The organism is Sphaerisporangium rhizosphaerae (genome assembly GCF_042665155.1).
Lineage (GTDB): Bacteria > Actinomycetota > Actinomycetes > Streptosporangiales > Streptosporangiaceae > Sphaerisporangium > Sphaerisporangium rhizosphaerae.
Genome location: NZ_JBHTCG010000014.1, coordinates 115139 through 130365, shown reverse-complemented (window position 1 = coordinate 130365; position 15227 = coordinate 115139). Strand labels below are relative to the sequence as shown.

16 protein-coding genes are annotated in these 15227 nt (G+C 74.2%); 5 read left to right on the top strand and 11 right to left on the bottom strand.

Translation table 11 applies throughout. From position 1 onward, the window contains the following. Positions 1 to 418 precede the first annotated feature (418 nt). From ACFQSB_RS21805 to ACFQSB_RS21755, 11 genes are all read right to left on the bottom strand, one after another. The gene (locus tag ACFQSB_RS21805) at positions 419 to 1408 is read right to left on the bottom strand and encodes a tyrosine-type recombinase/integrase (protein WP_380828706.1); all 990 of its coding nucleotides are present in this window, start codon (positions 1406 to 1408) and stop codon (positions 419 to 421) included. Positions 1409 to 1436: 28 nt separating this feature from the next. Continuing rightward, positions 1437 to 1934: a hypothetical protein gene (locus ACFQSB_RS21800; RefSeq protein WP_354849238.1), complete on the bottom strand. Its 498-nt coding sequence runs from the start codon at positions 1932 to 1934 to the stop codon at positions 1437 to 1439. Between the two features lie 104 nt (positions 1935 to 2038). Continuing rightward, the gene (locus ACFQSB_RS21795; protein WP_354849241.1) at positions 2039 to 2419 is read right to left on the bottom strand and encodes a SchA/CurD-like domain-containing protein; all 381 of its coding nucleotides are present in this window, start codon (positions 2417 to 2419) and stop codon (positions 2039 to 2041) included. 112 nt (positions 2420 to 2531) lie between these two features. Beyond that, positions 2532 to 3185 (bottom strand): antibiotic biosynthesis monooxygenase family protein, encoded by a 654-nt coding sequence (locus ACFQSB_RS21790; RefSeq protein WP_380828705.1) that lies wholly within the window; start codon positions 3183 to 3185, stop codon positions 2532 to 2534. Between the two features lie 91 nt (positions 3186 to 3276). Beyond that, entirely contained in the window at positions 3277 to 3756 is a 480-nt protein-coding gene (locus tag ACFQSB_RS21785) for an SRPBCC family protein (protein WP_354931305.1), read from the bottom strand. 15 nt (positions 3757 to 3771) lie between these two features. After that, complete coding sequence (locus tag ACFQSB_RS21780) at positions 3772 to 4023, bottom strand: acyl carrier protein (protein ID WP_354849248.1); 252 nt, start codon at positions 4021 to 4023, stop codon at positions 3772 to 3774. Positions 4024 to 4052: 29 nt separating this feature from the next. After that, complete coding sequence (locus tag ACFQSB_RS21775) at positions 4053 to 5294, bottom strand: ketosynthase chain-length factor (RefSeq protein WP_354931302.1); 1242 nt, start codon at positions 5292 to 5294, stop codon at positions 4053 to 4055. Further along, entirely contained in the window at positions 5287 to 6549 is a 1263-nt protein-coding gene (locus tag ACFQSB_RS21770) for a beta-ketoacyl-[acyl-carrier-protein] synthase family protein (protein WP_380828771.1), read from the bottom strand. The genes ACFQSB_RS21775 and ACFQSB_RS21770 overlap by 8 nt, the downstream gene beginning before the upstream one ends. A 92-nt stretch (positions 6550 to 6641) precedes the next feature. Continuing rightward, positions 6642 to 7061, bottom strand: a complete 420-nt coding sequence (locus ACFQSB_RS21765) for a cupin domain-containing protein (RefSeq protein ID WP_354849253.1) — start codon at positions 7059 to 7061, stop codon at positions 6642 to 6644. After that, complete coding sequence (locus ACFQSB_RS21760; RefSeq protein ID WP_248958504.1) at positions 7054 to 7383, bottom strand: TcmI family type II polyketide cyclase; 330 nt, start codon at positions 7381 to 7383, stop codon at positions 7054 to 7056. The genes ACFQSB_RS21765 and ACFQSB_RS21760 overlap by 8 nt, the downstream gene beginning before the upstream one ends. Before the next feature lie 88 nt (positions 7384 to 7471). Beyond that, positions 7472 to 9505 (bottom strand): AfsR/SARP family transcriptional regulator, encoded by a 2034-nt coding sequence (locus tag ACFQSB_RS21755; RefSeq protein WP_380828703.1) that lies wholly within the window; start codon positions 9503 to 9505, stop codon positions 7472 to 7474. A 574-nt stretch (positions 9506 to 10079) separates the two neighbouring features. Here ACFQSB_RS21755 and ACFQSB_RS21750 point away from each other — a divergent pair. From ACFQSB_RS21750 to ACFQSB_RS21730, 5 genes are all read left to right on the top strand, one after another. Continuing rightward, positions 10080 to 10352, top strand: a complete 273-nt coding sequence (locus ACFQSB_RS21750; protein WP_380828701.1) for a hypothetical protein — start codon at positions 10080 to 10082, stop codon at positions 10350 to 10352. Then, positions 10349 to 12268, top strand: a complete 1920-nt coding sequence (locus ACFQSB_RS21745) for a carboxyl transferase domain-containing protein (protein WP_380828699.1) — start codon at positions 10349 to 10351, stop codon at positions 12266 to 12268. Before ACFQSB_RS21750 ends, ACFQSB_RS21745 begins: the two co-directional genes overlap by 4 nt. Then, positions 12163 to 12390 (top strand): acetyl-CoA carboxylase biotin carboxyl carrier protein, encoded by a 228-nt coding sequence (locus ACFQSB_RS21740; protein WP_380828698.1) that lies wholly within the window; start codon positions 12163 to 12165, stop codon positions 12388 to 12390. The genes ACFQSB_RS21745 and ACFQSB_RS21740 overlap by 106 nt, the downstream gene beginning before the upstream one ends. 46 nt (positions 12391 to 12436) lie before the next feature. Next, positions 12437 to 13810, top strand: a complete 1374-nt coding sequence (locus ACFQSB_RS21735) for an acetyl-CoA carboxylase biotin carboxylase subunit (RefSeq protein ID WP_380828697.1) — start codon at positions 12437 to 12439, stop codon at positions 13808 to 13810. 80 nt (positions 13811 to 13890) lie between these two features. Next, a complete protein-coding gene (locus ACFQSB_RS21730) occupies positions 13891 to 15183 on the top strand; it encodes an RNA polymerase sigma factor (protein ID WP_380828695.1) in 1293 nt (430 codons plus the stop codon). Positions 15184 to 15227 lie beyond the last annotated feature (44 nt).

Below are 15227 nucleotides of genomic sequence, written 5' to 3'. Positions count from 1 at the left end.
CGGAGGCCAGAGGCACGTGATGCGCATGCGCATCACGCGGACATATTCCGTACGCGGTTCGACCGCGCACCGACCGGTGGGCTCTCCGTCGAGATAGGCCACCGGCCCGCTCGTGGAATCGCTTTCCGGATGGCCGCAGTTGACCTGCTCGCGCAGCCGCCGGGCGCGCTCCTCGGAACCGGCGACACGCCATTCCGAATTGCCGGGCTTGAGGCGACTGTACGACCGCACCCTGTGGGGCGACGCCCCCAGTCGATCTGGCGAACGGGAGAAGACGCAGTTCGCAGGCAGTGAGCGTGCAGGGTGAGGAGGATTCGGCGCCCTCAACTCAAGAACTGTTGCTTACCCGACGCCCGCGCGGGGGCCGGGCGCAGGGGTGATGAGGCGCGGGAGGGCGCCCGGGCCGGGACGGGCGGTGTCAGGGCGCGCCGGGGCGCAGGGGGCGGGGGTCGGGCATGCGCAGCCGGTCGACGGCCTCGCGGCGCCGGCTCTCGGGCCGGCGGTCGTAGCGCGCCGTGGTGACCGGCGAGGCGTGTCCGACCAGCGCCTGGGTGGTGGCCAGGTCCACTCCCGCGTCCAGCAGTTCGCCGATGAACGTGCGCCGGAAGTCGTGGGGGGTGCGCTTGGCGGCGCCCGCGGCGGCCAGGCGGCGGGCGACGATGTCGGCGACGGCCTGCCCGGTCATCGGCGCCGGACGCCCGGCGGGCGCGCGCAGCCGCCCGGCCTTGTTGACCGGGCAGAACAGCGCGCCGGGTTCGCGTCCCCGCACGGCCAGCCACGCCTCGGTGCGGGCCACCGCCTCGGCGGTCAGGTAGACCAGGCGCTCCTTGTCGCCCTTGCCGCGCACGCGAAGGGAGCGGGCCGCGGGGTCGTAGTCGCCGAAGGCGAGCCCGGCGACCTCGGCGCGGCGGCAGCCGGTGGAGTACAGCACGGCCAGCAGCGCCCCGTCGCGGGCCCCGGCGGGGGAGGCGTCCTGGTCGCAGGCGGCGAGCGCCGCCCCGGCGACCTCCGGCGGGACGTGCTGCCCGGCGGGAAGCCGGGCGTGCGCCAGGGTGGGCAGGTCGGCGGCGCGGTGGTAGTCCTCGGCGGTCATCAGGCCCAGGCGCCAGGCCTCGCGCATGACCCGGCGCAGCGCCACCAGGTGCTTGTTGACGTAGGCCGGCGACCATCCGCGCTCGGCGAGGATCGCGCGGATGCGCACAGTGTGCTCGTAGCGCAGCAGGTGCCAGGGCTGGCCGGCGCCGGTGGCGGCGGGGTCGCCGGTGATGACGCGGGCGAGCCGGTCGAGGCAGCCGCGCATCGTGCGGCGGGACTCGGCGCCGGTGAGGGCGCCGAGATAGACCACGTAGGGATCGCCCGCGGGCGTGACGGCGCCGGGACCGTCGTCGGGTACGGCGGGGACGTCCACGCGCCGATCTTAACCGGCCGCCGTTAATCTACAATGTAAAGGGGTCCGGCGAGTGCCGCAGCATGGTCACCAGGTCGGTCAGCCTGCGGCTGCGCGCCATCAACCCGGCGACCAGCGCCAGATCGTCACACCTGCCCCGGGTCAGCGGGAACCAGGCCTCGCGCAGCTCGCGCAGCGCCGGCTCCAGCCAGGCGCGGTCGGCGGCCGGGTGCAGCTCCACGATCACTCCCGCGGCCGGGCCGTCCTGGCCGGGGCCCTCCGGCGTGCCCCGCAGGATGGCCTGGCCGTCGCGTTCCATGCCGGCGACGGCCTCGCCGGCCTCCCGCTCGGTGAGCCCGGCCAGCGTGGCCAGCCGCCGCAGGGGCAGCGCCCCCTGGCGGCGCAGCGCGGCCAGGCAGCGGAAGCGGGCCGCGTCCAGGCCCGCCCGCGCGGCCAGGGCCTCCACCAGCCGGTCGGCCTGGGCGAACAGGCCGGCGGTCTCGCGTTCCACGGCCGCGATGACGTCGATGCCGTCGTCGTTGGACATGCTCGTGCTCCGTTCGCGGCGGCGGTCGCTTCCAGGCGGTCCCGGGCGGGGTGCGTGCCGCCCGGGACCGCGGGCCGGGCGGGCGCGGGGCCCGCCCGGCGGGGTCACAGCGGGCTGGTCTGCGCCCGGCTCTCGGACTGGGTGACGCAGCGCATCATCGCGTCGCGGAAGAACGCCGCGAACCCGTCGGGGGTGCCGGTGTCGCGGGCGTCGGCCAGGAACGGCACGATGTCCTTCTCTATGGTGTGCACGTGCCGCTGCGAGGCCAGGTGCCGGGCGATGCCCGCGAAGTCGCCCTGGTAGTGGATGAGGCGCACCAGCACGTCGTCCTTGACGAAGACCCCCGTGCCGAGCAGCCGGGCGGTCTCCTCGCCGTGCTCGTCGGTGACGACGGGCGTCTCGAGGGGCGGGGAGTTGCCGAAGAGCTCGGTGAGCTCTTCCTCGTGCCCGGGCCTCACCCGGAAGGTGATCATCGCGTACGGCATCGGATACCTCCATGTAGGTCGTCGTGCGCCGGCGTCGCGTCCGCGGGCGCCGGTCGGCGCCGCGTGCGGACGCCGGCCCCGGGCGGCGCGCGTCCGGGGCCGGCCGGGCCGGTCAGTAGGCGGCCACGACCTCGTAGGAGCCGAAGATCCCGAGGTTCTTGTCGTGGTAGCGCGCGAGCGGCGAGGTGGTGGGCAGGTGTTCGGGGCTGCGCTCCCACTCGCGGTAGGCGGGCAGGTCGTCCCACTCGCTGAGCACCGCGTAGCGGCGCGGGTCGCGCAGGGAGCGCAGCAACTCGTTGCCGCGCAGCCCGGCCCGGCCGGCCAGGGTGGTGCTGATCTGGTGGTAGGCGCTCTCGATCGAGCCCTTGTCGGACTCGGGCTCGTTGAGGTACAGCGCGACGCGCACGCGGCCCGGCTGGGGAGCGGGCCGCTCGCCCAGGCGGGAGGAGACGAGCATGGGGGTCATCGAGGTGCCGGCGGCGTCGCGGAAGGGGTCGAGGCGCATGCGGTTGGCGGCGTGCTCGGCGCTGTGCTCGAACTGGTGGAACCTCTCCTCGTTCTCCCAGTCGCTGACGATGTAGTAGACGCCGTCCTCGTCGGGGCTCTTGGCGAGCGACTGGCCGACGTTCGCGGGCTGGCGGGCGATGGTGGAGGCGACCTCCCGCCAGGTCTTCTCGAAGTCCCGCTCCATGCCGGGGTGGATCCGCATCTTGACCATGACGCGGTAGACGGTGCCGTCGTGGTCCTTCTGGTCGTGGTGGTTCATGCCCACTGTTCTCTTCCTGTCTGTTCTGTCTGGCGTGCGTTCTGGCGGGAGCGGGGAGGCGTGCGGGGACCGGCGCGGGGGCGCGGGCGTTTCAGGAGGTGGTCAGGCGCGTGGCGGGGGACTGCTCGGCGGCCTCCTCGACGAGCTGCCGGATGCGGTTCATCTGGATCACGGTGCTGTCGTTGAGGCGCTTGGTCATCTGCTTGTCGCTGAGCGGGGCGTCGGGCCGCATCTCGAAGTCCTGCACCCAGCGCATGCGCACCGCCTCAGGGACCTGGGTGTACTCCCAGAACAGGTTCATGTACTTGAACCAGCCCGGCTCGACCCGGTGGGCGCGCACGGTGCGGGTGGCCGGGTCGGGGGTGCGCTCGGACACCCAGCTCCACTCGTTGCCGTCGGCGTCGGGGTGCATGGTGAGCCGGAAGCGGATGGTGGGGCCGCGCCGCTCGAGGATCTGGGCCGAGGAGTACTCGCTGAACAGGGTGGGCCACGACTCGACGTCGTTGGTCATGTTCCACACCAGGTCCATGGGGCCGGCGATGATGATCTCGTTGTCGGTGTGTCCTGCCATGGCGTTCCTCCGGGTTCAGGCCGCGAGCCGGCGGTTGACGTAGTCGACGGCCGCCTGTGGGGTCTTCATCTCGTCGACGGCGTCGTCGGGGATGCGCACGCCGTACTCCTGCTGGATGCGCGCGGCCATCTCCAGCACGGCCAGCGAGTCGTAGCCGAGGTCGGCGAAGGTCATCTCGCCGATGTCGTCGGCGAGGTCGACGGTCTCGGGCACTCCCGCGCAGCCGCCCATGATGCGTCTCATGTCGTCGAGGGTGAATGTCGTCATGTCGTTCTCCGTTGTCGCGAGGTGGGTTGTCAGGGGGCCGTGACGAGCACGGCGGCGTTGAACCCGCCGTGGCCGCGGGCCAGCACCAGGGCGTTGCGCACGGGCCCGTCCCTGGCCGCGCTGCGCACCAGGTCCAGCTCGCAGGCGGGCGCGGCGGCGCGCACGCCGACGGTGGGCGGGATGACGCCGTCGCGCACCGACAGCAGCGCGGTGGCCAGGTCCAGTGACGCCCCGCCGGCGTACAGGCGGCCGGTCATGGTCTTGGGCGCGGTGACCGGCACGCCGTGCGGCCCGAAGACCGCCGCGATGGCGCGGGCCTCGGCCAGGTCGTGGCCGGGCACGCCGAGGGCGTCGGCGAAGACGACGTCCACCTGCTCGGGGGTGACGCGGGCCTCGCGCAGGGCCAGGTCGATGGCGCGGCCGAGGTTGGAGCGGGGTTCGCGCCCGGGTTCGGGGCGAGGGTCGAACGTCGCGCCGTACCCGGTGATCACTCCGTACGGGCGGGCGCCGCGGGAGCGGGCGGTGGCCTCGTCCTCGACGACGAGCATGGCCCCGCCCTCGCCGGGGACGTAGCCGCAGGCGTCGGCGTCGAAGGGCAGGTAGGCCCGCTCGGGGTCGTCGCGCGGGCTGAGCATCCCGGTGGAGATCTGGGCGACCAGGCCGTAGGGGCACAGCGAGGCGTCGGTGCCGCCCGTGACGACGACGGCGGCGCTCTGGCGCAGCAGCCGCCGCGCCTGGGCCATGACCTCCAGGCCGCCCGCCTGTTCGGCGCAGATAACCCCGCACGGGCCGCGCATGCCGTAGCGGATGGAGATCTGGCCGGTGGTGGCGGCGTAGAACCAGGCGATCGACTGGTAGACGCCGACGTACGAAGGCCCCTGGCTCCACAGCTTCTCGATCTCGCGCTGGCCGAACTCGGTGCCGCCCGAGGAGCTGGCGGTGACGACGGCCATCTCGTATTCGGGCAGGTCACCGGGTTTGACGCCCGCGTCGTGCAGGGCCATGTCGGCGGCCGCGAGGCCCAGGTGGCTCCAGTGGTCGGTCTGCACGGCCAGGCGGCTCGGCACGTGCTCGGTGTCGTCGAACTCCGACACCTCGCCCGCGACGCGCACCGGGTAGCGCTCGGCGTCGAAGCGGGTGATCCGCCCGAGCCCGCTCTTGCCGTCCAGCGTCGCGGCCCAGTAGGCCTGGGTGCCCAGGCCGTTGGGCGCGGCGACGCCGAGCCCGGTGACGACCGGCCGGGCGCCGGGTCGTCGGTTCGGTTCAGTCATGGCCGCCTCCGGGGCCGGCGTCGTCGCGGGCCAGCAGCATGGCCGTCTGGAACCCGCCGAAGCCGCTGCCGACGCTCAGGACCACGTCCACGGGCTGCTCGCGCGCGGTGAGCGGCACGTAGTCCAGGTCGCATTCGGGGTCGGCGGTGTGCAGATTGGCGGTGGGCGGGACGACGTTGTGCTTGATGGCCAGGGCGCAGGCGGCCAGCTCGATGGAGCCGATCGCGCCGAGCGAGTGGCCGATCATGGACTTGATGGAGCTGACCGGCGCCTGATAGGCCCGCTCGCCGAGGGCGGCCTTGAACGCGGCGGTCTCGTGCCGGTCGTTCTGCCGGGTGCCCGAGCCGTGGGCGTTGATGTAGTCCACCTCGGCGGGTTCCAGCCGCGCCTGGGCCATGGCGGCCCTGATGGCCTCGGCCATCTCGCGGCCGTCCGGCTTGAGGCCGGTCATGTGGAAGGCGTTGCTGCGGCTGGCGAACCCGACGATCTCGGCGTACACCTGGGCGCCGCGCCGCAGCGCGGCCTCACGCTCCTCAAGGATCATGATGGCGCTGCCCTCGCCGAGGACGAAGCCGTTGCGCTCCATGTCGAACGGGCGTGAGGCGTGCTCGGGGTCGTCGTTGCTGGGCGAGGTGGCCTTGATGGCGTCGAAGCAGGCGACGGTGATCGGCGAGATCGGCGCGTCGGTGGCGCCGGCCACGACGGCGTCCGCGCTGCCCTCCTTGACCAGCTGGTAGCCGTGCCCGACCGAGTCCAGGCCGGCGGTGCAGCCGGTGGAGATCAGCGCGACCGGGCCCTCGGCGCCGCCGGCCCAGGCGACCTCGGCGGCGATGGTGCTGGGCACCATGTACCCGTACAACTGGGGCACGCCGTAGGCCGGGTCGACCAGCCACCGCTTGCCGCCGTCGCTGAGGACGACGTACTCCTCCTCCAGCCCCATGGTGCAGCCGACGGCGCTGCCGACGGCGACGCCGAGCCGCTCGGGCGGCACGCCGGTCAGGCCGCTGTCGGCCAGCGCCTCGCGGGCGCTGACCACGCCGAGCTGGGCGGCGCGGTCCATGCGGCGCGCCTCCTGCGGCGACAGCCCCTGGGCGGCCGGGTCGAAGTCGCACTCGGCGGCGATCCGGGAGCGGAAGCCGGAGGCGTCGAACAGGCTGATGGCCCGCGTGGCGGTGCGCCCGGCGGCGACCAGCTCCCAGAAGGCCTTGACGCCGATGCCGCCCGGCGCGGTGACGCCGATGCCGGTGATGACCACCCGGCGGTCGCCGCTGCGGGCGCGCCGCGCCGCGCCCCTGCCGGAACGCGTCCGGGTACGGCGCCGGGCCGCAGGGCGGGCGCCGGTGAGGTTCACCGCGGGCTCCCTGCCGGGGCCTGGCCGGCGGCGTTCTCGGTGTCGACGTGCCCGAGGTCGGGACGCGGGGCCAGGGGGCTGGCGTGGAAGACCATGCACGCCTCCTCCTGGCCGGTGTTGTCGACGCGGTGCCGCACGGTCTTGGGCACCATGAGCGCGTCGCCGGGGTTCAGGACGATCTCCTGGCCGCCGTCGATGCGGGCGGTGACGCTGCCCCGCACGAGGTACATGAACTCCTCGGAGTAGGGGTGGTAGTGCTCGACGAAGTGCTCGCCGGGCTTGAGGAAGGCGACGCCCATGAAGCCGGAGGTCGCGCCGGCCGTCTTCGGGCCGAGCAGGACGCGGATGTCGCCGCCGCGCCGGTGGTTGGGCTCCACCTGGTCGGCGCTGAACTTGGACAGGCGGATGTCACTCATGGCCGTCGGCCTCCCAGGTGTAGAAGGGCTCGGCCATGGCGTCCTTGGGCTCGCGCCAGCCGGGGTCGTAAGGGCGGATGTGCTCGCTGAGCCGCTGGTTGATCTCGCCGTACAGCGGGTGGCTGCGTGCCTTGTACAGGTTCGGCGTGATGTCGTGGTCCGCCTCGACCAGGTGGAAGTACAGGTCGTGGAAGCGGAACAGTGTGCGGCGTGACACTCCGATCAGATGTGGCAGGTCGCTCGCGTCCGAGTCGGCGAAGATCTTCGCCACGGCCTCGGTCTCGGAGGGCTCCATCCGCGCCACGATTAGCGTCCGGTGCACCAGGCGTCTCCTTTCGTTCCGTACGCAGCAATGCTGCGGGGAGCGCCTGGTTTGATGCTGATGCGAGGCTAGTGCCGGAATTTCCGGGTCAGGGGCCGAGGATGTGGGACGCCGTTCCGTTGACGCAGTCGGCCGGCGCCGTCAGCGAGAACGGCCGCGCGCCGGCCTCCTCGACCGGCACGCCGCAGTGCTCGTCCTGCGCGGCGGGCACCGCCCGCTCCCGGGGGACGGCGGCCTCGACCGGCTGGGCGGGTCCGGCCGGTGCGGCGGGTTCCGCGGCCTGGGGGGCGGGCACGGCGACGGCGCAGCCGTCCAGCTCCCGTTCCAGGCACTCGCGCGCGTACAACCGGACCAGCTCGTGGACGGCGTAGTGCACCTCGCCCAGGGCGGTGGGCCGCGCCGACAGCAGCGAGCAGTCGGCCAGGCGGGCGAGCAGCCGCTCGGCGTGGCCGGGCTCGCAGCCCAGCAGCGCGCCGGCCTGCCGCATGGTGATGTGCGGGGTCTGCAGCAGCCCGAGCAGCCGGAACAGGCTGCGCTCGGGCTCGCCGAGCCGCTCGTAGGTGGCGCGGAACGTCGTGCGCACGTCCAGGTCGGCGACCCGCAGGTCCGACAGGCGCGAGCGGGGGTCCTCCAGGCGTTCGGCGAACTTGGCCAGCGTCAGGCCCTGCCCGGCGGCCAGGCGCGACCCGGCGCACCGCAGTGCCAGCGGCAGCCGCCCGCACAGGCGCACGATGTGCTCGGCCGCCGCGCGCTCGGCCGAGAGCCGGGCCGGGCCGATGATCCGGGACAGCAGCTCCAGCCCCTCCTCCCCAGTGAGCGGGTCCAGCTCCACCATGTGGGCGCCGGCGAAGCCGTGCAGCGCGAACCGGCTGGTCACGATGACGGCGCAGCCGGCCGAGCCGGGCAGCAGCGGCTGGATCTGGGCGTACCCGGCGGCGTCGTCGAGCACGATGAGCACCTGTCGTTCGCTGCACCAGGTGCGGAACAGCTTGCTGCGCTCGTCGCGGTCGCCGGGGACCTCGCCCGGCGGGACGCCCGTGGCCCGCAGGAACCCGGCCAGCACCTCGCCGGGGTCGGCCGGCACGCCGGAGCCGCCGAGCTCGGTGAACAACTGTCCGGAGGGGAAGGCGGAGCGGGCCCGGTGGGCGGCGTGCACGGCCAGAGCCGTCTCTCCGACGCCGGGCATCCCGCTGATGCAGATCACCCGGACGGCGGTGCCGGACTCGGCCGGGCGCGACAGCAGGGCGGCGATCCGGTCGACGACCTCGGCCCGGCCGACGAAGTCGGCGATGTCGGGCGGGAGCTGCGCCGGTCTGACGGCGGCCACCGGGGCCGCGGGCGGGGCGGACGGCGGCGCGGGGTCCAGGTCGGGCTGCTCCAGGCCGGGGTTGGCCGACAGCAGGCGCTGCTGCAGGCGGCACAGGGCGGGGGAGGGCTCCAGGCCGAGCTGCCCGACCAGCACCTGGCGCAGGTTCTGGTACACCTCCAGCGCCTCGCCGCGCCGCCCCGCCTGGTACAGGGCGGTCATCAGCTTGGCGTAGAAGTCCTCGTTGAGCGGGTGGATGGCGATGAGCTCCTTGAGCTCGCTGATCAGCTCGCGGTGCCGGCCCAGGCGCAGATCGGCGTCCAGGCGAAGTTGCAGGGCCCGTAGCCTGCTCTCCTCCAGGCGGGTGATCTGCGCCGACAGCAGCTCTCCCGCCGCCAGGTTCGCCAGGGCCGGCCCCCGCCACAACGCCAGTGCCTGCGACAGCGCCTCGGTGGCGTGCGCGGCGTCCTCGCGCTCCAGCGCGTTCCACCCGTCGGCGACCAGCCGCTCGAAGCGGTACACGTCGATGGTCTCCGGGGCGGTGGCCAGCAGGTAGCCGTAGGTCTGGGTGACCACCGTGGCCGGTCCTCCGGTGCCGAGCATCTTGCGCAGTTTGTAGACGTAGGTGTGCAAGGTGGGCAGGGCGGTCGCCGGGGGGCGCTCGCCCCACAGTTCGTCGATCAGCTCGCGTGTGGACACGATCTGGTTGTGCCGCAGGACCAGCATGGCCAGCACCGCGCGGACCTTGGCCGCGCTCGGCGTCAGATCGGCGCCGCCGTCGACCACTTGCAGCGAACCCAGAACCCGGAACTCCATGTGATCTCCGCAGTTGATCGCGACGCCGTCCGAGCCGGCCGGCGCGCGGCGTCGGCGCGTGCTCGGGCGCCTGGTGGACCTCTCGAATTTAGATGAACTCGCTTATCGGAACTGCCGGAAAGATGGCTCATGAGGACAAAATCTCCGAAAAAGTCCTGGTCTAGTCCTATATTCTTTACCTTAGGCAGTATTTCCGAATAATGTCCGTCTGGCGCGCCCGCGAAAAGGTCCGACACTCGGACCGCCTTTAATATGACAAAGCCGCTTATTTCCCTATAGCGGCCTTCCTGGTCCGCGCCTCCAGGACGCACCGCACGGAAGTATCGGGCGGAAGTGCCGGGCGCGGGCTCCGGCGCGCAGGCAGGAGTGATCGCCGGACGCCGCGCACGCCCTCGGCCCGGGGTCGCCCGAGCCGTCGCCCGGCCCCGTGCGCGGCGGGAGTCTCGCCGGCGGACCAGAGCGCCTCCAGCGCCTTCCCAGCGGCCGACCAGCGGCCGGGCGCATCGTTGCCGTCAGGGAGGTCCGCCGCGCACCACGTCCGGCCCACCCCCCGAAGGTCAGGGGAGGAACGCACATGCGACCACACGCCCACCCGGCCGCCGCCCCGGCGGCGCCCGCGCCCCGCGCCACCGGCCCGGCGTCCGGCGCGGCCGGCTCGACCGGCACGGCGGCCCCCGCCGCCCCGTTGCCGCGCGCCATCGTCCCGTCCTGTCCGCCCGTGGCCGGTGGCGGCAGCGCAGGGGGAGGCGGGGGGCTCAGGCGGGTGGCGATCACGATGGTGGGCGGCGAGCGCGGGACGGGCGCCGGGAGCGCCGGGGACGCCGGGGGCTTCGGGAGCGCCGCGTGACCGCCGTCGAGCCGGACGCCCCGTCCTCACAGTCCTCACAGTCCTCACAGTCCTCACAGTCCTCACAGTCCTCACAGTCCTCGCCGTGGATCCGCTGCGCCGGCTGCCACGACCCGGTCTACGGGGTGCACCACCGCAGGAACCTGCGGGTGTGCGCCGGCTGCGGCCACCACGACCGGCTGGGCGCGCCCGAACGGCTGGACCAGCTGTTCGACCCCGGCTCCACGAGCGCGCCGGCCGCCGCGCCCACCCTGTCCGACCCGCTGAAGTTCACCGACACCCGCCCCTACGCGGCCCGCCTCGCGCAGGCGCGCAGAGACACCGGCCTGCCGGAGGCGGTGGTGTGCGTCTCGGCGTCCCTGCACGGCCACCCCGTCGTCGCCGCCGTCATGGACTTCGCCTTCATGGGCGGCAGCCTCGGATGCGCCGTCGGCGAGCGCATCACCGCCGCCGCCGAGCACGCCCTGTCCACGCGCAGGCCCCTGGTGGTGGTGACCGCCTCGGGAGGCGCGCGGATGCAGGAGGGCGCGCTGGCCCTGATGCAGATGGCCAAGACCGCCCAGGCGCTGGCCGACCTGGACCAGGCCGGCCTGCTCACCGTCACGGTCGTGACCGATCCCACCTACGGCGGCGTCGCCGCCTCCTACGCCACCCTGGCCGACGTCATCCTCGCCGAGGCGGGAGCGCACATGGGCTTCGCCGGGCCGCGCGTCATCGCCGGCACCATGGGACAGCGCCTGCCCGACGGCTTCCAGACCGCCGAGACGCTCCTGGCCGGCGGCCTGGTCGACGGCGTGCGCCCGCGCGCCGGACTGCGTCCGGCGCTGACCCACCTGCTGTCGGCCGCCGCCTGGGCCGAGGACGGCCGTCCCATTCCGGGGGCGTGGCGCGACAACGCCCCCCACCTGGTGCGTGACCCGGCCGACCTGCCCGTGCGGGACGGCTGGCAGAGCGTCGCCCTGGCCCGCGACCCCGGCCGCCCCACCACTCTGGACTACGCCTGCCATCTGCTGGAGGACTTCCAGCAGCTGCACGGCGACCGGGTGTCGGGCGACTGCCCGGCCATCGTGGGCGGCGTCGGACGGCTGGAGGGCGTGCCGGTCATGCTGATCGGCCACCAGAAGGGCCACGACACCCGCGAGCTGGTCGCCCGCAGGTTCGGCATGGGCTCCCCGGCGGGGTTCCGCAAGGCCGCCCGGCTGATGCGGCTGGCCGGCAAGCTCGGCCTGCCGGTGGTCACGCTGGTCGACACCCCGGGCGCCCACGCCGGGGTCGAGGCCGAGCAGGGCGGGCAGGCGCACGCCATCGCCGAGAACCTGCGCCTGATGTCCGCCCTGCCGGTCCCCGTGGTCGCCGTGGTAACCGGGGAGGGTGGCAGCGGCGGCGCGCTCGCCCTGGCCGTGGCCGACCGGGTGCTGGCGCTGGGCAACGCCGTCTACTCGGTGATCAGCCCAGAAGGCTGTGCGGCGATCTTGTGGCGCGACCCGGCCGCACACCGAAGGACGAGGGGGAACGCGTGCTGGACTGGGTGGTCCGCCACGCCGCCCGGCTGGCCGGCGCGGGCTCCGCGCCGCTGCGCGGCATCACCGTCTCCACCGCCACGCTGGCCGTCACCGTGGAGTGGGCGGCGGCGCGCGGGGCGGGGGAGCACGTCCCCGTTCCCGGCGCGCCGGACGCACGTCACGGCGGCACCGGCGGGGACGCCCTGCACGGCGACGGGTCCCCGGACGGGGCGGAGCGGGGGGAGAGGCCCGGTGAGGGCCTTGGCGACCCGGCCGCCGTGGACGGCGCGGTCGTGGTCACCTCGCCGATGGTCGGCACGTTCTACCGGGCCCACGAGCCCGGTGGGCCGCCGTTCGTCGAGGTCGGCGACATCGTGGAACCCGGCCAGCAGGTCGGGATCGTCGAGGCCATGAAGCTCATGAACGCCGTCCAGGCCGAGCACGGCGGCCGCGTCCGCGCGATCGTCGCCGCCGACGGCGCCCCGGTGCAATACGAGGAGCCCCTGCTGTCCCTGGTCCCGCACGAGGGCCCCTGACCTCCCTGACGGCCGGTCCCCACACCTCCGAGCACGCTGGAGCGCCATGTTCACCACAGTTCTGATCGCCAACCGGGGCGAGATCGCCCTGCGCGTGCTCCGGACGTGCCGCGAGATGGGAATCCGCACGGTGGTCGCCCATTCCACGGCGGACCGCGACTCCGCGGCGGTGCGCCTGGCCGACGAGGCCGTCCAGATCGGGCCGGCCGCGCCGCGGCGCAGCTACCTCAACCCGGCCGCGATCGTCGCCGCCGCGCTCCAGACCGGCGCGGACGCCGTCCACCCCGGGTACGGGTTCCTGTCGGAGAGCGCCGAGTTCGCCGAGATCTGCCAGGCGCACGGCCTGACCCTGATCGGCCCCGCGCCGCAGGTCATCGCCCGCCTGGGCGACAAGGTGTCGGCCAGGCGGTTCGCCGTGGAGGCCCGGCTGCCCGTGCTGCCCGGCGGCGCGGACCCGGCCGGGGGCGCCGCCGAGGCCGCCCGCGTCGCCGGCTCCGTCGGCTACCCCGTCGTGATCAAGGCTTCGGCGGGCGGCGGCGGCCGGGCGATGACCGTGGTACACGAACGCGGCGACTTCGCCCGGGCGTACGCGGCGACCCGCCGCGACGCCCTGACGCTGTTCGGCGACCCGCGGGTCTACGTGGAGAAGTACCTGGACGCGGCGCGGCACGTGGAGGTGCAGATCCTCGCCGACGGCCACGGCAACGTCGTGCACCTGGGCGCGCGTGACTGCTCGGTGCAGCGGCGCCGCCAGAAGCTGATCGAGGAGACCCCGCCGCCGAACCTCCCCGCGGCGAGCGTCGAGCACCTGGGGGAGCTGACCGTGCGCGCCGCCCGCGCCGCCGGGTACGTGGGCGCCGGCACCTTCGAGTACGTGCTGGACGAGCACGGGGCCTGCTACTTCATCGAGGTCAACTGCCGGCTGCAGGTCGAGCATCCCATCACCGAGATGGTGACCGGCGTGGACCTGGTGCGCGAGCAGATCCTCGTCGCGGCCGGGCGCCGGCTGACGCTGCGGCAGCAGGACATCGCGCCCTCGGGGGTGGCCATCGAGTGCCGGGTCAACGCCGAGGACCCGGCCCGGGGGTTCCTGCCCACGCCGGGGCTGATCGAGCGGTTCGTGCCGCCGGGCGGGCCGTTCACCCGGGTGGACACCCACGCCTCGGCCGGGACGCGGATCACCGCCGACTACGACCCGCTGATCGCCAAGGTGGCGGTGTGGGCGCCCACGCGCGCCCAGGCGCTGGCCCGCGCCGACCGGGCGCTGGAGGAGACCCTCCTGGAGGGGCCCGGCCTGCGCACCGGCCTGCCGTTCCTGCGGGAGGTGCTGGCCCACCCGCTGTTCCGCTACGCCAAGCACACCACCTGCCTGGTCGAGCAGATGATGTCCACGCCGCAGCCCGGCGGGCCGTGGTCCTGACGCCGTCGGAGAAGGCCCGTGGGACGCTGCGGGGGAGCCGGTTTGCGGGGGTGGCGGGGAAGATGCTGTGATTGGTCGCCATGGCGGTTTCGCAGGCTCATCGGGCGATCGACCAGGTGTGGAGGGCCGAGTCGGCTCGGGTGACGGCCGGCCTGGCCCGTGTCGTGCGCGACATCGGCGTGGCCGAGGAGCTCGCCCAGGACGCCCTGGTGGCCGCGCTGGAGCAGTGGCCGCGCGAGGGCGTGCCGGACAACCCCGGGGCCTGGCTGATGGCCGTCGGCAGGCGGCGGGCGATCGACCTGATCCGCCGGCGCGAGCGCCTCGCGCGCAAGGTGGAGGAGCTCGGCCACGAACTGCTCACCGAGGGGCGGGACGACGACGCGGCCCTGGCCGCGCTGGAGGACTCCCTCGACGGCGGCATCGAGGACGACATGCTGCGCCTTGTGTTCACCGCCTGCCATCCGGTGCTGTCCACCGAGGCGCGCGTGGCGCTCACCCTGCGCCTGCTGGGCGGGCTGAGAACCGAGGAGATCGCGCGCGCGTTCCTGACCGGCGAGGCGACCGTGGCACAGCGCATCGTGCGGGCCAAACGCGCCCTGTCCGACGCCCGCGTCCCCTTCGAGGTGCCCGCCGGCGCCGAACTGGCCGGCCGGCTGTCGTCGGTGCTGGAGGTCATCTACCTGATCTTCAACGAGGGGTACACCGCCACCGCCGGGGACGACTGGATGCGGCCGGCGCTGTGCGATGAGGCGTTGCGGCTGGGCCGCGTCCTGGCCGGGCTGATGCCCCGCGAGCCGGAGGTCCACGGCCTGGTCGCGCTCATGGAGATCCAGGCGTCCCGCTCGGCGGCGCGGGTCGGCCCGTCGGGGGAGCCGGTGCTGCTGCTGGAGCAGGACCGCGGCCGGTGGGACCGCGCGGCCATCGGACGCGGGCTGGCGGCGCTGGAGCGCGCCGAGGCGACGGGCGGGGCGCCGGGCCCCTACACGCTGCAGGCGGCGATCGCCGCCTGCCACGCCCGCGCCGGCCGTGCCGGTGACACCGACTGGGGGCGCATCGCCGCGCTGTACGAGACGCTGGTGCGGCAGGTGCCCTCCCCGGTGGTGGAGTTGAACCGCGCGGTCGCCCTGGCCATGGCCTTCGGACCCGAGGCGGGGCTCGCGCTGGTGGAGGAGCTGGCCGCCGATCCGGCGTTGAAGGGCTACCACCTGCTGCCCAGCGTGCGCGGCGACCTGCTGTTCCGGCTGGGCAGGACCGCCGAGGCGCGCGAGGAGTTCCAGCGCGCCGCCGCGCTCACCCGCAACGACCGCGAGCGCACTCTGCTGCTGTCCCGCGCCGCCGCCTGCGCCCCGGGTGAAGCCGGTGACGCCGGGTGACGTCGCATGGCCGGCCGCAGGGCTCTGGTCACCGGCGGCCGCGG